General features: G+C 71.8%; 17 protein-coding genes. 5 read left to right on the top strand and 12 right to left on the bottom strand.

What is annotated here, in order from left to right; translation table 11 throughout:
* Positions 1-5: 5 nt before the first annotated feature.
* Positions 6-755, bottom strand: a complete 750-nt coding sequence (locus R4Z63_RS16435) for a CbtA family protein (protein WP_384452603.1) — start codon at positions 753-755, stop codon at positions 6-8.
* Between the two features lie 62 nt (positions 756-817).
* Positions 818-1033 (bottom strand): CbtB domain-containing protein, encoded by a 216-nt coding sequence (locus R4Z63_RS16440; protein WP_037920665.1) that lies wholly within the window; start codon positions 1031-1033, stop codon positions 818-820.
* A 188-nt stretch (positions 1034-1221) separates the two neighbouring features.
* Here R4Z63_RS16440 and R4Z63_RS16445 point away from each other — a divergent pair, with 188 nt between their 5' ends.
* Positions 1222-1686 carry a histidine phosphatase family protein gene (locus R4Z63_RS16445; RefSeq protein WP_384452600.1) on the top strand — a complete coding sequence of 155 codons (465 nt, stop codon included), beginning with the start codon at positions 1222-1224 and terminating at the stop codon, positions 1684-1686.
* A 63-nt stretch (positions 1687-1749) separates the two neighbouring features.
* On the opposite strand, the gene pucL is transcribed toward R4Z63_RS16445, so the two are convergent.
* The 5 genes from pucL to R4Z63_RS16470 form a co-directional block, all read right to left on the bottom strand.
* The gene (pucL, locus tag R4Z63_RS16450; protein ID WP_384452597.1) at positions 1750-2667 is read right to left on the bottom strand and encodes a factor-independent urate hydroxylase; all 918 of its coding nucleotides are present in this window, start codon (positions 2665-2667) and stop codon (positions 1750-1752) included.
* A 261-nt stretch (positions 2668-2928) separates the two neighbouring features.
* Positions 2929-4278 (bottom strand): aspartate aminotransferase family protein, encoded by a 1350-nt coding sequence (locus R4Z63_RS16455; RefSeq protein ID WP_384452594.1) that lies wholly within the window; start codon positions 4276-4278, stop codon positions 2929-2931.
* A 47-nt stretch (positions 4279-4325) separates the two neighbouring features.
* Positions 4326-4697, bottom strand: coding sequence for a GvpU-like protein (locus R4Z63_RS16460; RefSeq protein ID WP_384452591.1), 372 nt, complete (start codon positions 4695-4697; stop codon positions 4326-4328).
* 201 nt (positions 4698-4898) lie between these two features.
* On the bottom strand, positions 4899-5102 hold the full coding sequence (locus R4Z63_RS16465; RefSeq protein WP_030030412.1) for a cold-shock protein: 204 nt from the start codon (positions 5100-5102) through the stop codon (positions 4899-4901).
* 280 nt (positions 5103-5382) lie between these two features.
* Entirely contained in the window at positions 5383-6123 is a 741-nt protein-coding gene (locus R4Z63_RS16470; RefSeq protein ID WP_384452587.1) for a PP2C family protein-serine/threonine phosphatase, read from the bottom strand.
* A 154-nt stretch (positions 6124-6277) separates the two neighbouring features.
* Between R4Z63_RS16470 and R4Z63_RS16475 the strand changes: the two genes are divergently transcribed.
* From R4Z63_RS16475 to R4Z63_RS16485, 3 genes are all read left to right on the top strand, one after another.
* Positions 6278-6577: a hypothetical protein gene (locus R4Z63_RS16475; RefSeq protein ID WP_037921385.1), complete on the top strand. Its 300-nt coding sequence runs from the start codon at positions 6278-6280 to the stop codon at positions 6575-6577.
* 69 nt (positions 6578-6646) lie between these two features.
* Positions 6647-8023 (top strand): FAD-binding oxidoreductase, encoded by a 1377-nt coding sequence (locus tag R4Z63_RS16480; RefSeq protein WP_037921386.1) that lies wholly within the window; start codon positions 6647-6649, stop codon positions 8021-8023.
* Positions 8024-8120: 97 nt separating this feature from the next.
* Entirely contained in the window at positions 8121-8549 is a 429-nt protein-coding gene (locus tag R4Z63_RS16485; protein ID WP_384452583.1) for a hypothetical protein, read from the top strand.
* Between the two features lie 111 nt (positions 8550-8660).
* Here R4Z63_RS16485 and R4Z63_RS16490 read toward each other — a convergent pair whose 3' ends face one another.
* Together R4Z63_RS16490 and R4Z63_RS16495 are read right to left on the bottom strand one after the other, a co-directional pair.
* Entirely contained in the window at positions 8661-9224 is a 564-nt protein-coding gene (locus R4Z63_RS16490; RefSeq protein ID WP_384452580.1) for a potassium channel family protein, read from the bottom strand.
* Between the two features lie 66 nt (positions 9225-9290).
* Complete coding sequence (locus R4Z63_RS16495; RefSeq protein WP_037920678.1) at positions 9291-9974, bottom strand: GAP family protein; 684 nt, start codon at positions 9972-9974, stop codon at positions 9291-9293.
* Positions 9975-10149: 175 nt separating this feature from the next.
* On the opposite strand from R4Z63_RS16495, the gene R4Z63_RS16500 reads away from it, so the two are divergent.
* A complete protein-coding gene (locus R4Z63_RS16500; protein WP_384452577.1) occupies positions 10150-10542 on the top strand; it encodes an SHOCT domain-containing protein in 393 nt (130 codons plus the stop codon).
* A gap of 73 nt (positions 10543-10615) precedes the next feature.
* Here R4Z63_RS16500 and R4Z63_RS16505 read toward each other — a convergent pair whose 3' ends face one another.
* From R4Z63_RS16505 to R4Z63_RS16515, 3 genes are all read right to left on the bottom strand, one after another.
* Positions 10616-12001 carry a hypothetical protein gene (locus tag R4Z63_RS16505; RefSeq protein ID WP_384452574.1) on the bottom strand — a complete coding sequence of 462 codons (1386 nt, stop codon included), beginning with the start codon at positions 11999-12001 and terminating at the stop codon, positions 10616-10618.
* A 125-nt stretch (positions 12002-12126) separates the two neighbouring features.
* Positions 12127-14691, bottom strand: a complete 2565-nt coding sequence (locus tag R4Z63_RS16510; RefSeq protein ID WP_384452571.1) for an ABC transporter permease — start codon at positions 14689-14691, stop codon at positions 12127-12129.
* 63 nt (positions 14692-14754) lie between these two features.
* Entirely contained in the window at positions 14755-15561 is an 807-nt protein-coding gene (locus tag R4Z63_RS16515; RefSeq protein WP_384452568.1) for an ABC transporter ATP-binding protein, read from the bottom strand.
* Between the last annotated feature and the right edge of the window lie 34 nt (positions 15562-15595).

Here is a 15595-nt window from a genome sequence, read left to right on the forward strand (position 1 = left end):
CATCGTCAATTCGTCGGCTGCACAGCCTCCTTGGGTGCGGAAGCGGGCACAAGGGCTCGGTCGGCTAGAAAACCGAAGGCCAGGCCGAAAGTCGTCCACAACGTGCTCTGGACGGCCAGGGACGCGAGGCGGAACTCCCAGAGCAGTGCGGCGGGGAACCCGGCCGGGACCTCGCTCACGCCGGGCAGGACGGCGTACGAGATGCCGATGAGCAGGGCGAAGGCCGCACCGGCGGCGACCGACGCGTTCCCGTTCCCGAGCCCGGGCGCGAGCCGGCGCCCGAGGATGACCGCTGCCGCCGCCAGCAACGCGCTCAGGACGATCATCAGGAGGTAGAGGGCGGTCCGCCGGGCAGCGGTGGCGGGGTCTCCGACGGCCGGGGGGTTGGCGGGGTACTTGAAGAAGGGGACCAGGGTTACGACGACGAACAGAGCCGCGGTGACCAGGGCCGCCGTGGCCCGCGGGCCGAAGCGGCCGATGCGGCCGAGCGCGAAGCAGTACACGAGCGCGGCGAGACCGCCGAGCGCGACGCCGTAGAGCACGACGCCGGTACCGAGACCGGCTGTGGCCTGGAGGGCCCGGCTGACGGGAGCCTCCCCGCCGTGGTCGTGTCCGGCCGCGGCCTCTTCGACGGCGATGGCCGCGTCCACCGCGGACTCACCCAGGAGGTACGCGACGAGGAAGGCGGCCGTGCCGGCCAGCAGGCCGGCGAGCATGCCGCGGACGAGCAGGGTGCGGGGTGATGCGGAGTTCATGTTCGATTCCCTTGCTGAGACGGATCCCTTGCCGAGGGGTGGTCGGTGGCAGGGGAAACGGGTCAGTGGCAGGGGAATCCCAGCAGGTGGCGGCCGTCGTGCAGCCACTCGTGGATGGTTTCGCCCTCGAAGAGGGCGGTGGCACCCTGCTCGGCGCCGACGAAGTAGAGCAGGACCAGCATCAGGACGCCGACGAACACCGCCCAGGGGGCGAGCGCGGAGAGCGAGATGGGGGCGATGGCGGGGGCGTTCGTCGTGGGCACGGCGGAGTTGGCCATTGCAGAACCTCCAGAGGGAACACGCGTCCCGGTCAGTGGTGCGCTCGACGACGGTGGCGGGTCTGACTTGCCTCCCCGCGGGGAGGTTTCACAGTGGCGCGACCGTGCCGGATTCTCACCGGTGCTTCCGTCGTACCGTCGTCATGGACTTGTCTCGTTCGTGACGGTACCGCGCTTACGCTCCCCTTATGAAGAGTCAGTTGGTGCGTGTTCACCTCGCGCGCCCCCCTTTGGACACTGCGGCCCGTCAGGGCCGTTTCGGTCACGCGCGGCCATGTCCCGGCTACGAGGGACTGCGCGGGCCGGACGTCGGTCAGTGGGCCGGACGCACCCTGGAGGAGGTCGCGGCCGAGACTCCGGAGGACCTGCACGCCTGGCTGACGGACCCCGGGTACGCACCCCCGGGCGGCGAGTCCGTGGACGCGCTGATCGCCCGTGTCGGCGCCGAGCTGGCCGGCCTGGCCCCGGGCACACACCGGGCCGAGGTCGAGCAGGCGGTCGTACGGGCGGCCGTGGTGTACGCCCTGGAGCTCCCGACGGCGGCCTTCTGGCGGCTCGACGTACGGCCGCAGTGGGTGACCACCCTGACCGGGCGCGCCGGTCGCTGGAACCTCCTCGTCGGCCGGCCCGAGGACGAACTGCCGCACACGTAGCGGAAGACCGGGCCCGGACCCCGCGACGCGGTCCGGGCCCGGCTCACGGGCCGTGCGGGCCGGCTACGCCACGATCCAGTCGGACGTCGCGATCACCGGCTGCACCCCGTCACGGTGGACGGTGCCCTCGATCAGGCCGTACATGCGGTCCGCCGCGAAGTAGACCTCGTTGTCGTTCTTGAGGCCGAAGGGCTCCAGGTCGACCAGGAAGTGGTGCTTGTTGGGGAGGTTGAGCCGCACCTCGTTGACCCTGGGGCAGTTGTCGAGCACCCGCTCGGCCATCTGGTTCAGGGTCTGCTGCAGGGAGTACGAGTAGGTCTCTGCGAAGGCCTCCAGCATGTTCTTGCGGACCTTCTTGTACGCCTGGTCCCAGTCGTGGCCGGGGTCGTCGGCGGCCAGCGCCGAGTGCGCCCAGCGCGCGGTGACCTTGGTCGCCAGGATCCGGTCGTACGCCTCCTTGAGCGTCGTGTACTTGTCCTTGATGTACCCGTGGAACTCGGAGTTCGTCGAATTCATCACCGTGAGGTCCTTCAGGCCCGAGATGACCTGGAGACCCGTGGTCTCGCTGTAGGTGATCTGCGCGGTGCGCACCTCCTGGCCCTTGAGCGCGAAGGAGTGCTGCTCCTTCCGCGTCGGGACCGGGATGCGCTCCCAGGCGAATTCCTCGATGCGGATCTGGGCCTCGCGGATCGGCGCCTGCGAGGACACGAAGTGCTTGGCGAGCAGGATGCCGAAGGCCTCCGGGGACTCGATGCCGTGCTCCTTGCCGAAGGCGTACACCGTGTTCTTGGTGGTGTCGGTCGGCAGGCAGTTGGCGTTGTCGCCGGTGAGGTGGACGTCGCGGAACTCACCGCGGAGCGCGACCGAGACGTTGAGGTCGCGGATCTCGTGCCAGGAACCGTCATTGCCCTTGCGGGTGACCTTCACGATGCGGTTCTCGGCCTTGCCGTACTGGTTCTGCGCCAGGACGTGCTTGCTCATGCTGTCTTCCTTCGGGTACTCGGGAACACGGAGTCCGTACTACTGGGACCCGTACGCCCGGCGTCCAGCGGTCTTCCCGCTCCCCGCCGTTCGGCCCCGAGGGGCCGCCCCGGGACTGACGTGCATCCCGGTCCGTAGGTGCTTGGCCTGTTTTGCGTTCGCGGCCTGCACGGATTGCAGCACGTGTGCGGCGGGTTGACCACCGTACGGATCCTCCGAACACCGGCACCGCAGGATTGGGCGACCCCACAGACGCACAGGTCAGACGGTGTGTGCGTCGGCCACCGTCAGCGCCTCGTCGAGAATGCGCAGCCCCTTCTCCACGTCCTGGGGCGCAATGTTGCAGGCCGGTGCGATGTGGATCCGGTTGCCCGCGACGAGCGGCCAGAGCCCGCCTTTCTTGCACGCGGCCGCGAGCTCCGCCATCGGCGCGTTGTCCGCCCCGGCGGCGTTGTACGGGACCAGCGGCTCGCGCGTCCGCTTGCTGCGGACGAGTTCGAGGGCCCAGAACGTGCCGAGGCCCCGAACCTCCCCGACCGAGGGGTGGCGCTCGGCGAGCGCGCGCAGGCCGGGTCCGAGGAGCTCGGCGCCGGTGCGCGCGGACTGCTCGACGATGCCCTCCTCCTCCATCACGCCGATCGTGGCCACGGCGGCCGCGCAGGCCAGCACGTGCCCGGAGTAGGTCAGCCCGCCCGGGTAGGGCCGGCGGGCGAAGGTCTCGGCGATCGCCGCCGAGATGGCGACCCCGCCGAGCGGCACGTAGCCGCTGGTCACGCCCTTGGCGAAGCAGAGCAGGTCGGGGGTGACGTCCCCGTGCTCGGAGGCGAACCACTTCCCCGTGCGCCCGAAGCCGACCATGATCTCGTCGAGGATGAAGACGATGCCGTAGCGGTCGCAGAGCGCCCGCACTCCGGGAAGGTAGCCGTCGGGGTGCACGAGCACGCCGGGGGCGCCGCCGACGGTCTCCAGGATGATCGCGGCGATGGACTGGGGACCCTCGAAGACGATGGTGTCCTCAAGGTGGCGCAGGGCCCGCTCGCACTCCTCGGCCTCCGTCGTCGCGTAGAAGGGCGAGCGGTAGGCGAAGGGGCCCCAGAAGTGCACGACGCCGGCGGTCGCGGAGTCGTTGCCGAAGCGGCGGGCGTCACCGGTCAGGTTGATCGCGGTGGAGGTGGCGCCGTGGTACGACCGGTAGGCCGACAGCACCTTCGGGCGCCCGGTGTGCAGCCGGGCCATGCGGACGGCGTTCTCCACTGCCTCGGCCCCGGCGTTGGTGAAGAAGACCTTGTCGAGGTCGCCCGGGGTGCGCTCGGCGATCAGCCGGGCCGCCTCGGAGCGCACGTCGACGGCGAAGCCGGGTGCGACGGTGCACAGCCTGGCCGCCTGCTCCTGGATGGCCGCGGTGACCTTGGGGTGCTGGTAGCCGATGTTCGTGTAGACCAGGGCGCTGGAGAAGTCGAGGTAGCGGTTGCCCTGGTAGTCCCAGAAGTACGAGCCCTCCGCGCCGGCGACGGCGAGCGGGTCGATGAGCTCCTGCGCCGACCAGGAGTGGAAGACGTGCTTCCGGTCAGCGTCTTTCACGGTCGTGAGGGCGTCGGCTTCTGCGTTCATAAAACGAGAGTAGTCGTCCAGGATGTGGACACGGGGTGGGTCGCCGGTCACTTGTCGGAGTAGCTGAAATCTCCGACGGTCCAGGCACTGACGTCGGCCACGGCGATCCGGTACATGCCGCCCGTCTCGGGGATGCCCACCGGGCCCTGGAGGATGCGGGCCACGTGGAAGTGCAGGTGGGAGGGCGGTCCGGCGGGACGTCTGGCCGGGGTTCCGGGCGAGCTGAAGATCTCGGCGAACGGGCCCAGCTGGTCGGAGTCCCGCAGGACCTCGGCCACGCGCTGGCGCCAGACGTGCTCGGGGGCGAGGCGGCCGGTGATGACGGCGCCGTTCACGACGACCGTCAGGGACATCTGATTGGTCTGCTCCGACTCGACCATGGCGGCGATGTCGCGGAGCAGGTCGTCAGGGATCGACATGGGCAGGGACTCTAGCAAGCGGCGCCGGCCGCGGCCGGCGCTTCCGCCGCGACGGCGGCCGATTCCCGGCGGGCGCGGGGCGGGCGGGCGCGGGGCGGGCATGGCCGCGGCCCGCACGCAGAGGTGCGGGCCGCGGGCCCGTCCGCCCGGACGTCGGCTTCGGTCTCGCCGTCGGCCTCGGCTTCGGTCTCCGCTTCGGCGTCAGGCGGGAACGATGTTCTCGGCCTGCGGTCCCTTCTGGCCCTGCGTGACGTCGAAGGTGACCTTCTGGCCCTCCTGGAGCTCACGGAAGCCGGAAGTGGCGATGTTCGAGTAGTGGGCGAAGACGTCCGCCCCGCCGCCCTCCTGCTCGATGAAACCGAAACCCTTTTCCGCGTTGAACCACTTCACGGTGCCGGATGCCATGCGAATTCTCCTTTGGGGCCTTGCCCGGGCCGCACTGTGCGGACCCGGCGTCGCCGAGATGATTGCCCCGACCGGACATGTGAACCGGAAATGAAAAGTGCGCCCACCGGAAGATAGGGTGAGAGCACTTGTAAGTTTTTTGGGGACCACAACCGCAACTGGCGTCACCGTAGCACAGTGATTACCGGAGAGCCGGGAAAGCCTTTCCGTTTGGATATTCGGCGCCGCGCCTCCCGATATACGGTCCTGAAATCCAATGAAAGGTCGTACGGTCATATGGTCAGGCCCCGATGCGCAGCAGTGCGAGGGTGATGTTGTCCGGGCCTCCCGCGTCGATCGCGGCCTTCCACAGTTCGAAGGCCGCTCTGCCATCGTCGTGCACCCGCAGCAGTTCCTCGATCGTGTCGTCCGGCACCGGGTCGGTCAGCCCGTCGCTGCACACCAGGTAGCGGTCGCCCTCCGCCAGCGCGAAGGTCTCGATGTGCGGGGTGATCGCACGGCGGCCGCGGCTTCCCCCGAGCACCTGCGTGACGGCCGAGGTGGTGCGGTGGCCGGGCGCCGGGGGCGGGCTGTCGTCCACGCTCACCTGGTGCAGTCCGTCGCGGGCCGCGTGGAACACCTTGCTGTCGCCGACGTTGAAGGACAGCAGCGACTCGGTCAGCACGAGCGCACCCGCGACGGTGGTCCCCATCGCGGTCAGGTCGGGCCGGCCGTCGGCGGCCGAGTACACGGCGTCGTTGCACAGGTCCAGCGCGTCACCGACGGCCTCGGCGCAGTTCAGTGCGGGGCCGAGCGAGGAGAGCTGGCGGACCACGAGCTCGCTGGCCACCTCCCCCGCCGGCTGCCCGCCGAGCCCGTCGGCGACCGCGACGACCAGCGGTCTGCCGAACGGGAACACCAGCGTCTGGGGGTTCTGGGTCACGGTCCCGCACAGGGTCCACGGCCCGATCACGAGGCTGTCCTCGTTGTGCTCGCGGACCAGCCCGACATGGCTCAGGGCGGTCACAGCTATGTACGCCACTCGACGTCCCGCCTCTCCGCAACGGCACCGGAAGACGCGTCCTTCGCCACCATTGTCGCGCCGCTCCGGCATGCGGGGCGCGGTCTGCCGGAGGACGCTGGTCCTGGAGCTGCCTGTCTCCCGACGGCGGCCGGGCCAGGAAGGACTGCCGCAGATGTTCGCGAGGCTGAGCACCTACCAGGGTTCCCCCGTCCCCGCGGAGGGAGACCTGGAAGCGCATTCGGAGGAGATCGTCCGGCAGGTGCGGGACGCGCCCGGCTTCCGGGGCGTCTACTACCTGGTCGACCGGGCCACCGGTCAGGCCAGGTCGCTGACCCTGTGGGAGGACGAGCGGAGCATGCGGGACAGCGAGGAACTCGCCGACCGGATCCGCGAGGAGACCGCCCGACGGGAGGGGCAGCAGGTCGTCAGGGTCGAGCACTTCGAGGTGGGCTTCAGCCATCTGGGGCCGTAGCGGCAGCACCCGGCGCACGCGTCTCGGCGCGGCGTGAGAGCGACGTACGAAGGACGAGGAGCGATGGTCATGGGCAAGCTCTCGATCGACCAGCTGCGGGAACGCGTACGCGGAGCGGTCGTCACACCCGGCGACGACGCCTACGAGGAGGCGCGGGCCGTCCACAACGCCATGATCGACCGGAGGCCGGCCGCCGTCGTGCGGTGCGCCAACACCGGGGACGTCATGGCGGTGGTGGACTTCGCGCGGGAGAACGGGCTGGACCTCGCGGTGCGCGGCGGCGGCCACAGCGTGCCCGGCTTCGGCACCTGTGACGACGGCGTGGTCGCCGACCTGTCCGGCATGCGCGGGGTGCGCGTCGACGCCGCGCGCCGCACGGCCCGTGCGGAGGGCGGCGCGACCTGGGGCGACTTCAACGCGGCGACCTACGCCTACGGGCTGGCCACCACCGGAGGGATCATCTCGACCACCGGCATCGGCGGACTCACCCTCGGCGGCGGCATCGGCTACCTGTCCCGCGGACTGGGCCTGAGCTGCGACAACCTGATCTCGGCCGATGTGGTGACGGCGGACGGCCGCGTCGTGGTCGCGAGCGAGGAGGAGAATCCGGACCTCTTCTGGGCGCTGCGCGGCGGCAGCGGGAACTTCGGCGCGGTGACCTCGTTCGAGTACCGGCTGAGCCCGGTCAAGGACATCTACGGCGGACCGATGCTCTTCGAGTTGGACGACGCCGCCACGGTGCTGCGCTCCTTCGCCGACTACATCGCCGACGCCCCGGAGCAGCTCGGCGGCTTCCCGGCCTTCCAACTGGCCCCTCCGCTGCCGTTCATCCCGGAAGACCGGCACGGCGACCCCTTCGCCCTGATCGTGGCGTGCTGGACCGGGCCGCTGGACGAGGGTGAGCGGGCCCTGCGGCCCTTCCGCGACATCGCGCCGGTGGTCGCGGAGCACGTCGGCCCCATGCCGTACCCGGCCCTCAACAGCGCGTTCGACGCGCTCGTTCCGCCCGGTCTCCAGCACTACTGGAAGGCCAACTTCGTGACGGAGCTGACCGACTCCGCGATCGAGGCGCACCTGGTGCACGGCCCGAAGGTGCCCGTCGTGAACTCGACGGTGCACATCTACCCGATCAACGGCGCCTGCCACCGCGTCGGACCGGACGAGACGGCCTTCGCCTACCGCGACGCCAACTTCGCCACCGTCATCGCCGGGATGTGGCCGGACCCCGCGGACAACGAGGCGAACACCGCCTGGGTCCGCGACTACTACGAGGCCACCGCACCGCACTCGGAGGAGGGCGGCTACATCAACTTCATGGCCGAGGACGACCAGAGCCGCATCAGGGCCAACTACAAGGGGAACTACGACCGTCTGGCCGAGGTCAAGCGGACCTACGACCCGGGCAACCTCTTCCACCTGAACCAGAACATCCAGCCCGCCGCCTGAGGGCGTGCGGATGCGGAGCGTGTCCGGTTATGCATAGTTTGTCGTAGTACCGGAAGATCCCGTACGCCTGGTTTGCCTGATCGAGGAAGGCCCCTCCATGAAGCGTTTCCCGGTGGTCGGTGTGCTCTGCCTGAGCGCGGTGTTCGGCCTCAGCGCGTGTTCCGACGACAGTCCCTCCCCCGCCGAGGAGGCCACCGAGGCCGCGGCCGCCCTGTGCACGGACCTGAACGCCCTCAAGGCCGACAACGCCAAGCTGAAGGCCCTGGATCCGGCCGTCGCCACCAAGGACCAGGTCAAGGACGCCTACGACGCCGTCCAGCAGGACTGGGAGAACGTCAAGGAGAACGCGAACAAGCTGAAGGACGCGGAGCGCGAGGCGGTGCAGTCCGCCGCCGAGAACCTCAAGAAGGGCTATCAGGACCTGCCGGGCGACACGACCGGCCAGGCCGCGCTCACCCAACTGCAGCCGCAGATCCAGTCGCTGGAGCAGGCCACGACGGCCGCCGCCTCCGGTCTGAAGTGCTGACGGCCGGGTGACCGCCCGGATCCCCTCCCTCTGTGCGGAAAGGACCCCGTCCGGTTCCCGGGCGGGGTCCTTTCTGCGTACGGCGCGGGCGCGCGGACCCAGGGCGGTGGCTCAGAGCTCCTCGTCGTCCGTGCCCGGCGGTTCCCCGTGATCCCCGCCGGCCCGCCTGCGCATTCCGATCTTCATCGCACCGAAGAGGGCCTTGGCGATCACGCCCACCACGATCAGGTCGGCGATCATCTGCACGGTGACCAGCACCCGCCCGGTCCCGGTCGTGGCGACGATGTCGCCGAAGCCCACGGTCGCGAACACCGTGACCGTGAAGTAGAGGGCGTCCGTCCGGTCCAGGGGCTCGGTGAAGCTCGCCGGGACGTTCTCGGACAGCATGAAATACGTCGCTGAGAAGATCATCAGGAAGAGCGGTACGGCGGTCGCCATGGCCTCAAGAGCGCTCAGCCTCGGATACTCCGACCGGGTGATGGCATTGACCTGCCAGACCGTCAGCAGGGTGAAGGCGAGCAGGCCCAGCACGAGGGTGAGGACGGTCAGGGCGCCGAACCCGCCCTCCATCGGCGCCAGGTAGTACAGCCCGGTGAGCACGACCACCGAGCCGGTCCCGCGCAGGCAGTGGCCCAGCAGGGCGCGCCGCCGGCGGCGGGCTGCATTGCGTTCCATGCCTTCAGGAGAACGGCCCGGACCGCATCCGGCGACCGGAGCACCACGCCCGTCCGCGGGCCGCCGTCAGCGCGTGAGCTCGTACAGGCTCCTGCCCACCAGCCACAGGCCCAGGACGAGGCAGGCGAGGACGATCGCAGGGTCCTTGTGGTCCGACAGCCACGCCCGCATCCCGGTGAGCGCCAGCGCGGCCCGCTCGGGCGCGAACACCATGAACAGCTCCATCGCCAGGAGGGTGGAGGAGGCCAGGACGCAGAAGCCGAACAGGGCCAGGTACGTGGCGCCGTCGGACAGGTTCGCCTCGACGACCGTCGCGGCGGCCGCCCCCACCATCCCCCACGGCTGGAGGAGTACCGCGATCCCGGCCGCCGACCACGCGGACGCCCGGTCCATGCGGGAGAGCGCGCGCGGCTCCTCGGCCGGTCCGGATCCCGCCCCTTCCGCGTCCGGGGCGACGCCCCCCACCGGGCGCCGCCGGCGCCGGTGTTCGGCGTACCCGACCAGTGCGATGCCGATGGCCAGCCGGACCGCGAGGCCCGCGGTGGACGGTGGGGAGCGCGGCGGCGGGGGCTGGCCCCCGGTGAGGAGGAGGACGACGGCGATCACGGCGACGAGGCAGCCCAGCCAGGCGAGGATGAAGGCGAGCCCCTTCCACAGACCGCCGGGCGCGGACACCACCAGGACGAAGGCCATGATGGGCAGCGGATAGAGCGTGATGATCAGCCCGATGACGATCAGGTCAAGCACCATCGGCTTTTCCCCATCGGTGGGTCGGCCCCTCCCCGGGAAGGGGGAAGACAGTGCTCATGCGTCCATGGTCGCGTCGTCCCGCGCACGGGTGCAAAAGATGCCCCACCGGCTCCGCATGCGCCGCGGCGGAGCCGCCTGTATCACTGGAGTACCACGCGCACGATCGGAGTCGGATATGGACGACTATCCACTTCTCAACCTCTTCTGGACGATGCTGTGGTTCTTCCTGTGGGTCATGTGGTTCTTCCTGCTCTTCAAAGTCATCACGGACATCTTCCGTGACCACAGCCTGCACGGCTGGGGGAAGGCGGGATGGCTCATCCTGGTGCTGCTCGTCCCCTTCATCGGCGTGTTCGTCTACGTCATCGCCCGCGGCCGCAGCATGCACGAGCGCGACGCCAGGCAGGTCAAGGAGAACGAGGCGGCCTTCCGCTCGTACGTCCGGCAGGCGGCCGGCAGCGGCAGCGGCGGCAGCGCGGACGAGCTGAGCAAACTCTCCGCGCTCAAGGACAAGGGCGACATCAGCCAGGAGGAGTTCGACCGGGCCAAGGCCAGGATCCTCGCCTGAGCCGCACGACCCGGGGCGGGTCCCGCCCGGCCCCGGGTCGGGACCTGCCCGGCCTCATCCGCGCGCCGACCGGTCACCGGCTCCCGGCTCCCCGGTCACCCGGTCCCGGTGCCGCCCCCGCAGCGGGCGCCGCTCCGCCTTCCGTGCCGTCGGCGACCCGGCCGCCGGCCGCCAGCAGGGCCAGTACGGCGAGCACCACCAGCAGGATCAGCACCAGCAGCAGCACGGTCAGTACGGTCGGGTGGTTCCACAGGGCGAACACGAGCGCCACGGCGAGGAGCACGCCCACCGTGAGCGCGTGGCGGTGGGCCTCCACCCACCGGCCCGCCGTGCCGGTGTGCACCCCGTGCCCGGCGCCCCAGCGCGCCGCGGAGTCGGCCGTACGGTCGGCCCGCCCGCGCACGCCGCGCGGCAGACGGCCGGCGCCGGACAGATAGGCGCCGAGCGCCACGACGATCCCGAGGACCATCGCGGTCCGCAGACTGACCCGCAGGAAGCGCACCAGCGTGTCGAAGACGGCCGCTGCCGCAGCCGGGGACTGGACCTCCGCGGGCAGGTGGTCGAGGTAGTAGTGGCGGCCCACCACCAGGGCGACGGCGACGAGCAGGCAGGCGAACGCGGCGCACAGCGCGGTGGTCACCAGGGCCCGGCGCCGTCGCCGGGCGAGCAGCACGCCGGCCGCGCCGAGGACGACCGTAATGACGGGAAGCCAGTTCCCGAGGACGTCGAGCAGGTGCACCGCGCCCCGGATGCGGCCCAGCTCGTCGCTCTGGAAGAGCACCATCTGCTTGTCGACCTCGGGGATCTTGGCCGCCGGGGAGACCCCGGCGGCCACGAGCTCTTCCTTGACCTTGTCGACGGCCTCCCCGACATCGAGCGTCACGGTGCCGCCGTCGACCCCGACCGCGCCGCGGCCCTTGCCGGTGAGCGCGTGCACCACGGCGCCGTGGGCGGTGCGGTTGGCCACCGTCCACACGTCCTCGAACAGGTCGCTCTCCACGATCCGGGTCGCCACCCCGGAGACGACCTGGTCGGCGGCCGCGTCCAGCTGGGGGCCCAGCAACTTGACCGCCGAGCCCACGCTGGGCGGCAGCCCCTGGGACTCCAGCCACTTCGCCAGGTCGGCCGTGATTCGGGAGCCGTCCACCTTCGCATCGGCGGCCTCCGTGATGCGGTGGACGGCGGCCTGCTGGATCGCCGGGTTGGAGGCGAGCGGCCGCACCGTGGCGACGTACCGGTTGGTGTCCAGCACGATGTCGTGCACCCACACGGTGAGCAGGGAGACCGGCACGAGGATGCACGTCAGCGTGATCAGCACGGCCGAGAGGGCGCTCTTCGCGATCCTCCCCCCGCGGGATCCGCCGCCGGGGGCGGCCGGCGGGGCGGCCGGCGGGGTGGTCGGCGGGGTGGTCGGCGCCGCCCCGGGCGGGTCGCCGGGTGACGGGGACGGCTCGCTCATGGCACTCCCGGGGACGGCTGGGCAGCGACGGGGCGCGGCGGAAGGCCGCGCCCTGCCATTGGACCCGGACCGCCACGGGACGCGCCTGTTCAGCTGGGCCCTCCAGGTGACGGCCCTTCGGCCTGCTACGCGTCGGAGACCGCGCGCAGCGGGCTCAGCGCCGCCGCTCGTCGGGCGGGGACGACGGCGGCCGCCGCGCCGATCGCCAGGGACAGCAGACACACCAGCAGCAGGGTTCCCCACGGGACCACCAGCGCGTAGTGGGCCATGGCGCCGTTGGCCAGCGAGCCGACGGCCCAGGCGCTGAACACGCCGGCCAGCAGTCCCAGCAGGGTCCCGAAGGCGGCGACGATCACGGCCTCCAGCCGGATCATCCGCCGGACACCGGCCCGGTCCATGCCGATGGCGCGCAGCACGCCGATCTCCCGGGTCCGCTCGGCGACCGACATGGCCAGGGTGTTCACGATGCCGAGCGCACTGATCACGACGCCGATGGCGAGCAGCCCGTACATCAGGGTCAGCAGGTCGCCGACGCTGCCCGCGGCCTCGCGGACGAGTGCCTGCCGGTCCTGGACCTTCAGCAGCGGGTTGCCGCCCACCGCGGTGCGCAGCCGCTTCTCCACGGCGTCGGAGGCGGCGCCGTCGTCCGTGCGCACCAGGACCCGCTGGGCGGATCCGGGCAGGACGCCGTGCTGCCGCACCTCGCCGAGGTCGCCGAGCGCGTCGCCGGCCACGGGGTTGTCCTGGTAGACGCCGACGACCGTGTACGGGGTCAGGTCCCGGCCGCGTCCGATGCGGGCGGCGACCCGGTCGCCGGCGGCGAGGCCCTGCTCCCGGGCGAGGGAGGCGGAGACGGCGATCCGGCCCGGCCCGAGCCCCTTCGCGGAGCCGTCGACGAAGTCCAGCTCGATGACCGCGTCCACGACGGCCGGGTCCACCCCGGCGATCCGACGAACCCCGCCGCCGACGAACAGCGACACGTCCGCGACGGCCGCCGCGGTCCGCACCCCGGGGGCGGCGGCCACCCGCCGGACGGCGTCCGGGTCGATGCCCGCGGTGGGCGTGCGGGTGCCGATCACGTAGTCGGCGCCGAGTCCCGCCGCGGCCTGCCGGTCCAGGGCCTGCGCAGTGGAGTGGCCGACGACCGCGAGCCCGGCCACCAGCGCCGTACTGACCATCAGGGCGGACGCGGTGGCCGCGGTGCGCCGCGGGTCGCGCAGCGCGTTCTCCCGGGCGAGCCGGCCGACGGCCCCGAACCGGTCGACCGCCCGGCCCGCCAGCCGGATCACCGGCGCGGCGAGCAGCGGCGCGAGCACGATCAGGGCGACGACGAGGAGGCCGCAGGCGAGCATCGCGTCCTGGAGGTTGCGGACCGAGGCGTCCTTCACCCCGCTCAGCGACACCAGCAGCCCCGCGCCGAGGACGAGCGGGACCAGCCCGGCGGCGGCGCGCAGCCGCGAGCGCGTCGCGGACGGCGGCCGGTGCGCCGAGCGCATCGCCTCGACCGGCGCGACCTTCGCGGCCCTGCGGGACGGCAGCCATGCGGCGAGCACCGTGACGCCGACGCCGACGCCGAGCGCGGCCGCCACCGGACGCGGGCCGATCACCAGCGGCCCGTCGGGCAGCGCGTCCTGCGCGGTGCTGAGCAGGCCGGGCAGTACGGCCGCGACCCCGAGGCCGAGCAGGAATCCGGCGGCGGAGGAGACCAGGCCGACGAGCGCGGCCTCGGCGAGCACGGAGCCGGTCACCTGACGCCGCGAGGCCCCGATCGCCCGCAGCAGCGCGATCTCCCGGGTGCGCCGGGTCACCAGCATCGTGAAGGTGTTGACGATGAGGAAGGAGCCGATGAACAGCGAGATCCCGGCGAAGACCAGCGGCAGCTTGGCGTGCCCCCGGGTCAGGGTGCCGACGTAGAGGGCCTGCCCGGCGGCCTGGGCGGCGCCGGTGGTGGCCTCGGCCCGCCCGGCGGGCAGTACGGAGGCCACCCGGCCGGAGAGTTCGGCCTGGCTCGTGCCGGGCGCGGCGGCCAGGTCGATCCCGGTGTACCGGCCGGGTGAGGCGAACAGCTGCTGGGCGGTGGCCCGGTCGAACAGGGCGAGGGTGCCGCCCGCGGTGACCCGGGTGTCCTGCGTGGTCACGATGCCCACGAGCCGCTTGGCCATCACGGGGCCGTCGGTGGCCAGGGTGATCGTGTCGCCGAGGCGGAAGCGGCCGGCGGCGGCCGTGCCGCGGTCCACGGCGATCTCCCCGCCGGTGCGTGGTGCGCGGCCCTCGACCAGCGGGTAGCGGCTGTCCTGGCCGTCCGCGCCGGGTAGGTGGGCGGCGCCGAGGTTGGCCCAGGCACGGCCGGCCCGAAGCGGGGTGCCGTCCGAGGCGGACAGGGTGGCCGAGCCGTCGGCGGCGGGCCGTACGGCGGCGACACCCGGTACGCCGGCCAGCTTTCGTACCAGGGCGTCGTCCAGGACGCTCGTGCGGTCTTCGCCGGGTGGTGCGTCCGGGGCGTCCTTCGGGGTCACGGTCACCGCGATGCCGGCGAAGTTCTTCGAGGCGGCGGCGCGGTAGGCGGCGGCGGAGGAGTCGGCGAGGACGAGGGTGCCGGAGACGAGGGCGACACCGAGACAGACCGCGAGGACGGTCATGGCCAGACGGGCCGTGTGCGCGCGCAGGTTGCGCAGGACTGTTCGCAGCATGAGGAGCTTTCAGGGTGCGGGGTGCGGGGTGCCGGTACCGGGAGACGGGGGGCGGTGAGCCGGTCAGCGGGTGCGGTGGCCCGCGCCCTCTCGGTGCATCCCGCGCCCGTCCCCGTTCCCGCGCCCGTCCTCGACCCCGAGCATCAGGTCGAGGACGGCGGCGCAGGACGGCTCGTGCAGTTCGTCGACGACGTGGCCGTCGGCGAGGAACAGGGCCCGGTCCGTGGAGGCGGCGGCCGCCGGGTCATGGGTGACCATCACCACTGTCTGCCCCAACTCCCGTACGCAGTCGCGCAGGAAGCCGAGGATCTCGGCGCCGGAGCGCGAGTCGAGGTTCCCGGTCGGCTCGTCGGCGAAGACGATCTCGGGGCGGGAGATGAGCGCCCGCGCCACCGCCACCCGCTGTTGCTGGCCGCCGGAGAGCTCGGCCGGGCGGTGGCCCAGCCGGCCCGCCAGCCCGACGGTGGCGACGACGGCCTCCAGCCAGGCGGCGTCGGGCCGGCGCCCGGCGAGCCGTAGCGGCAGCGTGATGTTCTCCAGTGCGGTCAGGGTGGGCAGCAGGTTGAACCCCTGGAAGACGAAGCCCACCTTGTGCCGCCGCAGTGCGGTCAACTGCCGGTCGTTCAGCGAGGACAGCTCGGTGGCGCCGATGCGAGCCGAGCCGGAGGTCACCGTTTCCAGTCCGGCCAGGCAGTGCATCAGTGTGGACTTGCCGGATCCGGAGGGGCCCATGACGGCGGTGAACCTGCCCCGGGCGAAGTCGACCGTCACCGCGTCCAGGGCGGTGACCCGGGTGTCCCCCTTCCCGTACACCTTGGTCAGACCGGTGGCGCGGGCGGCCGGTTCGGGGGAAGGAGAGAACTGAGACATGGGGACTCCGCCTCGGGTGCGAGGAGCGACGGTC

The sequence above is a fragment of the Streptomyces sp. PL-29 genome, from assembly GCF_058344425.1.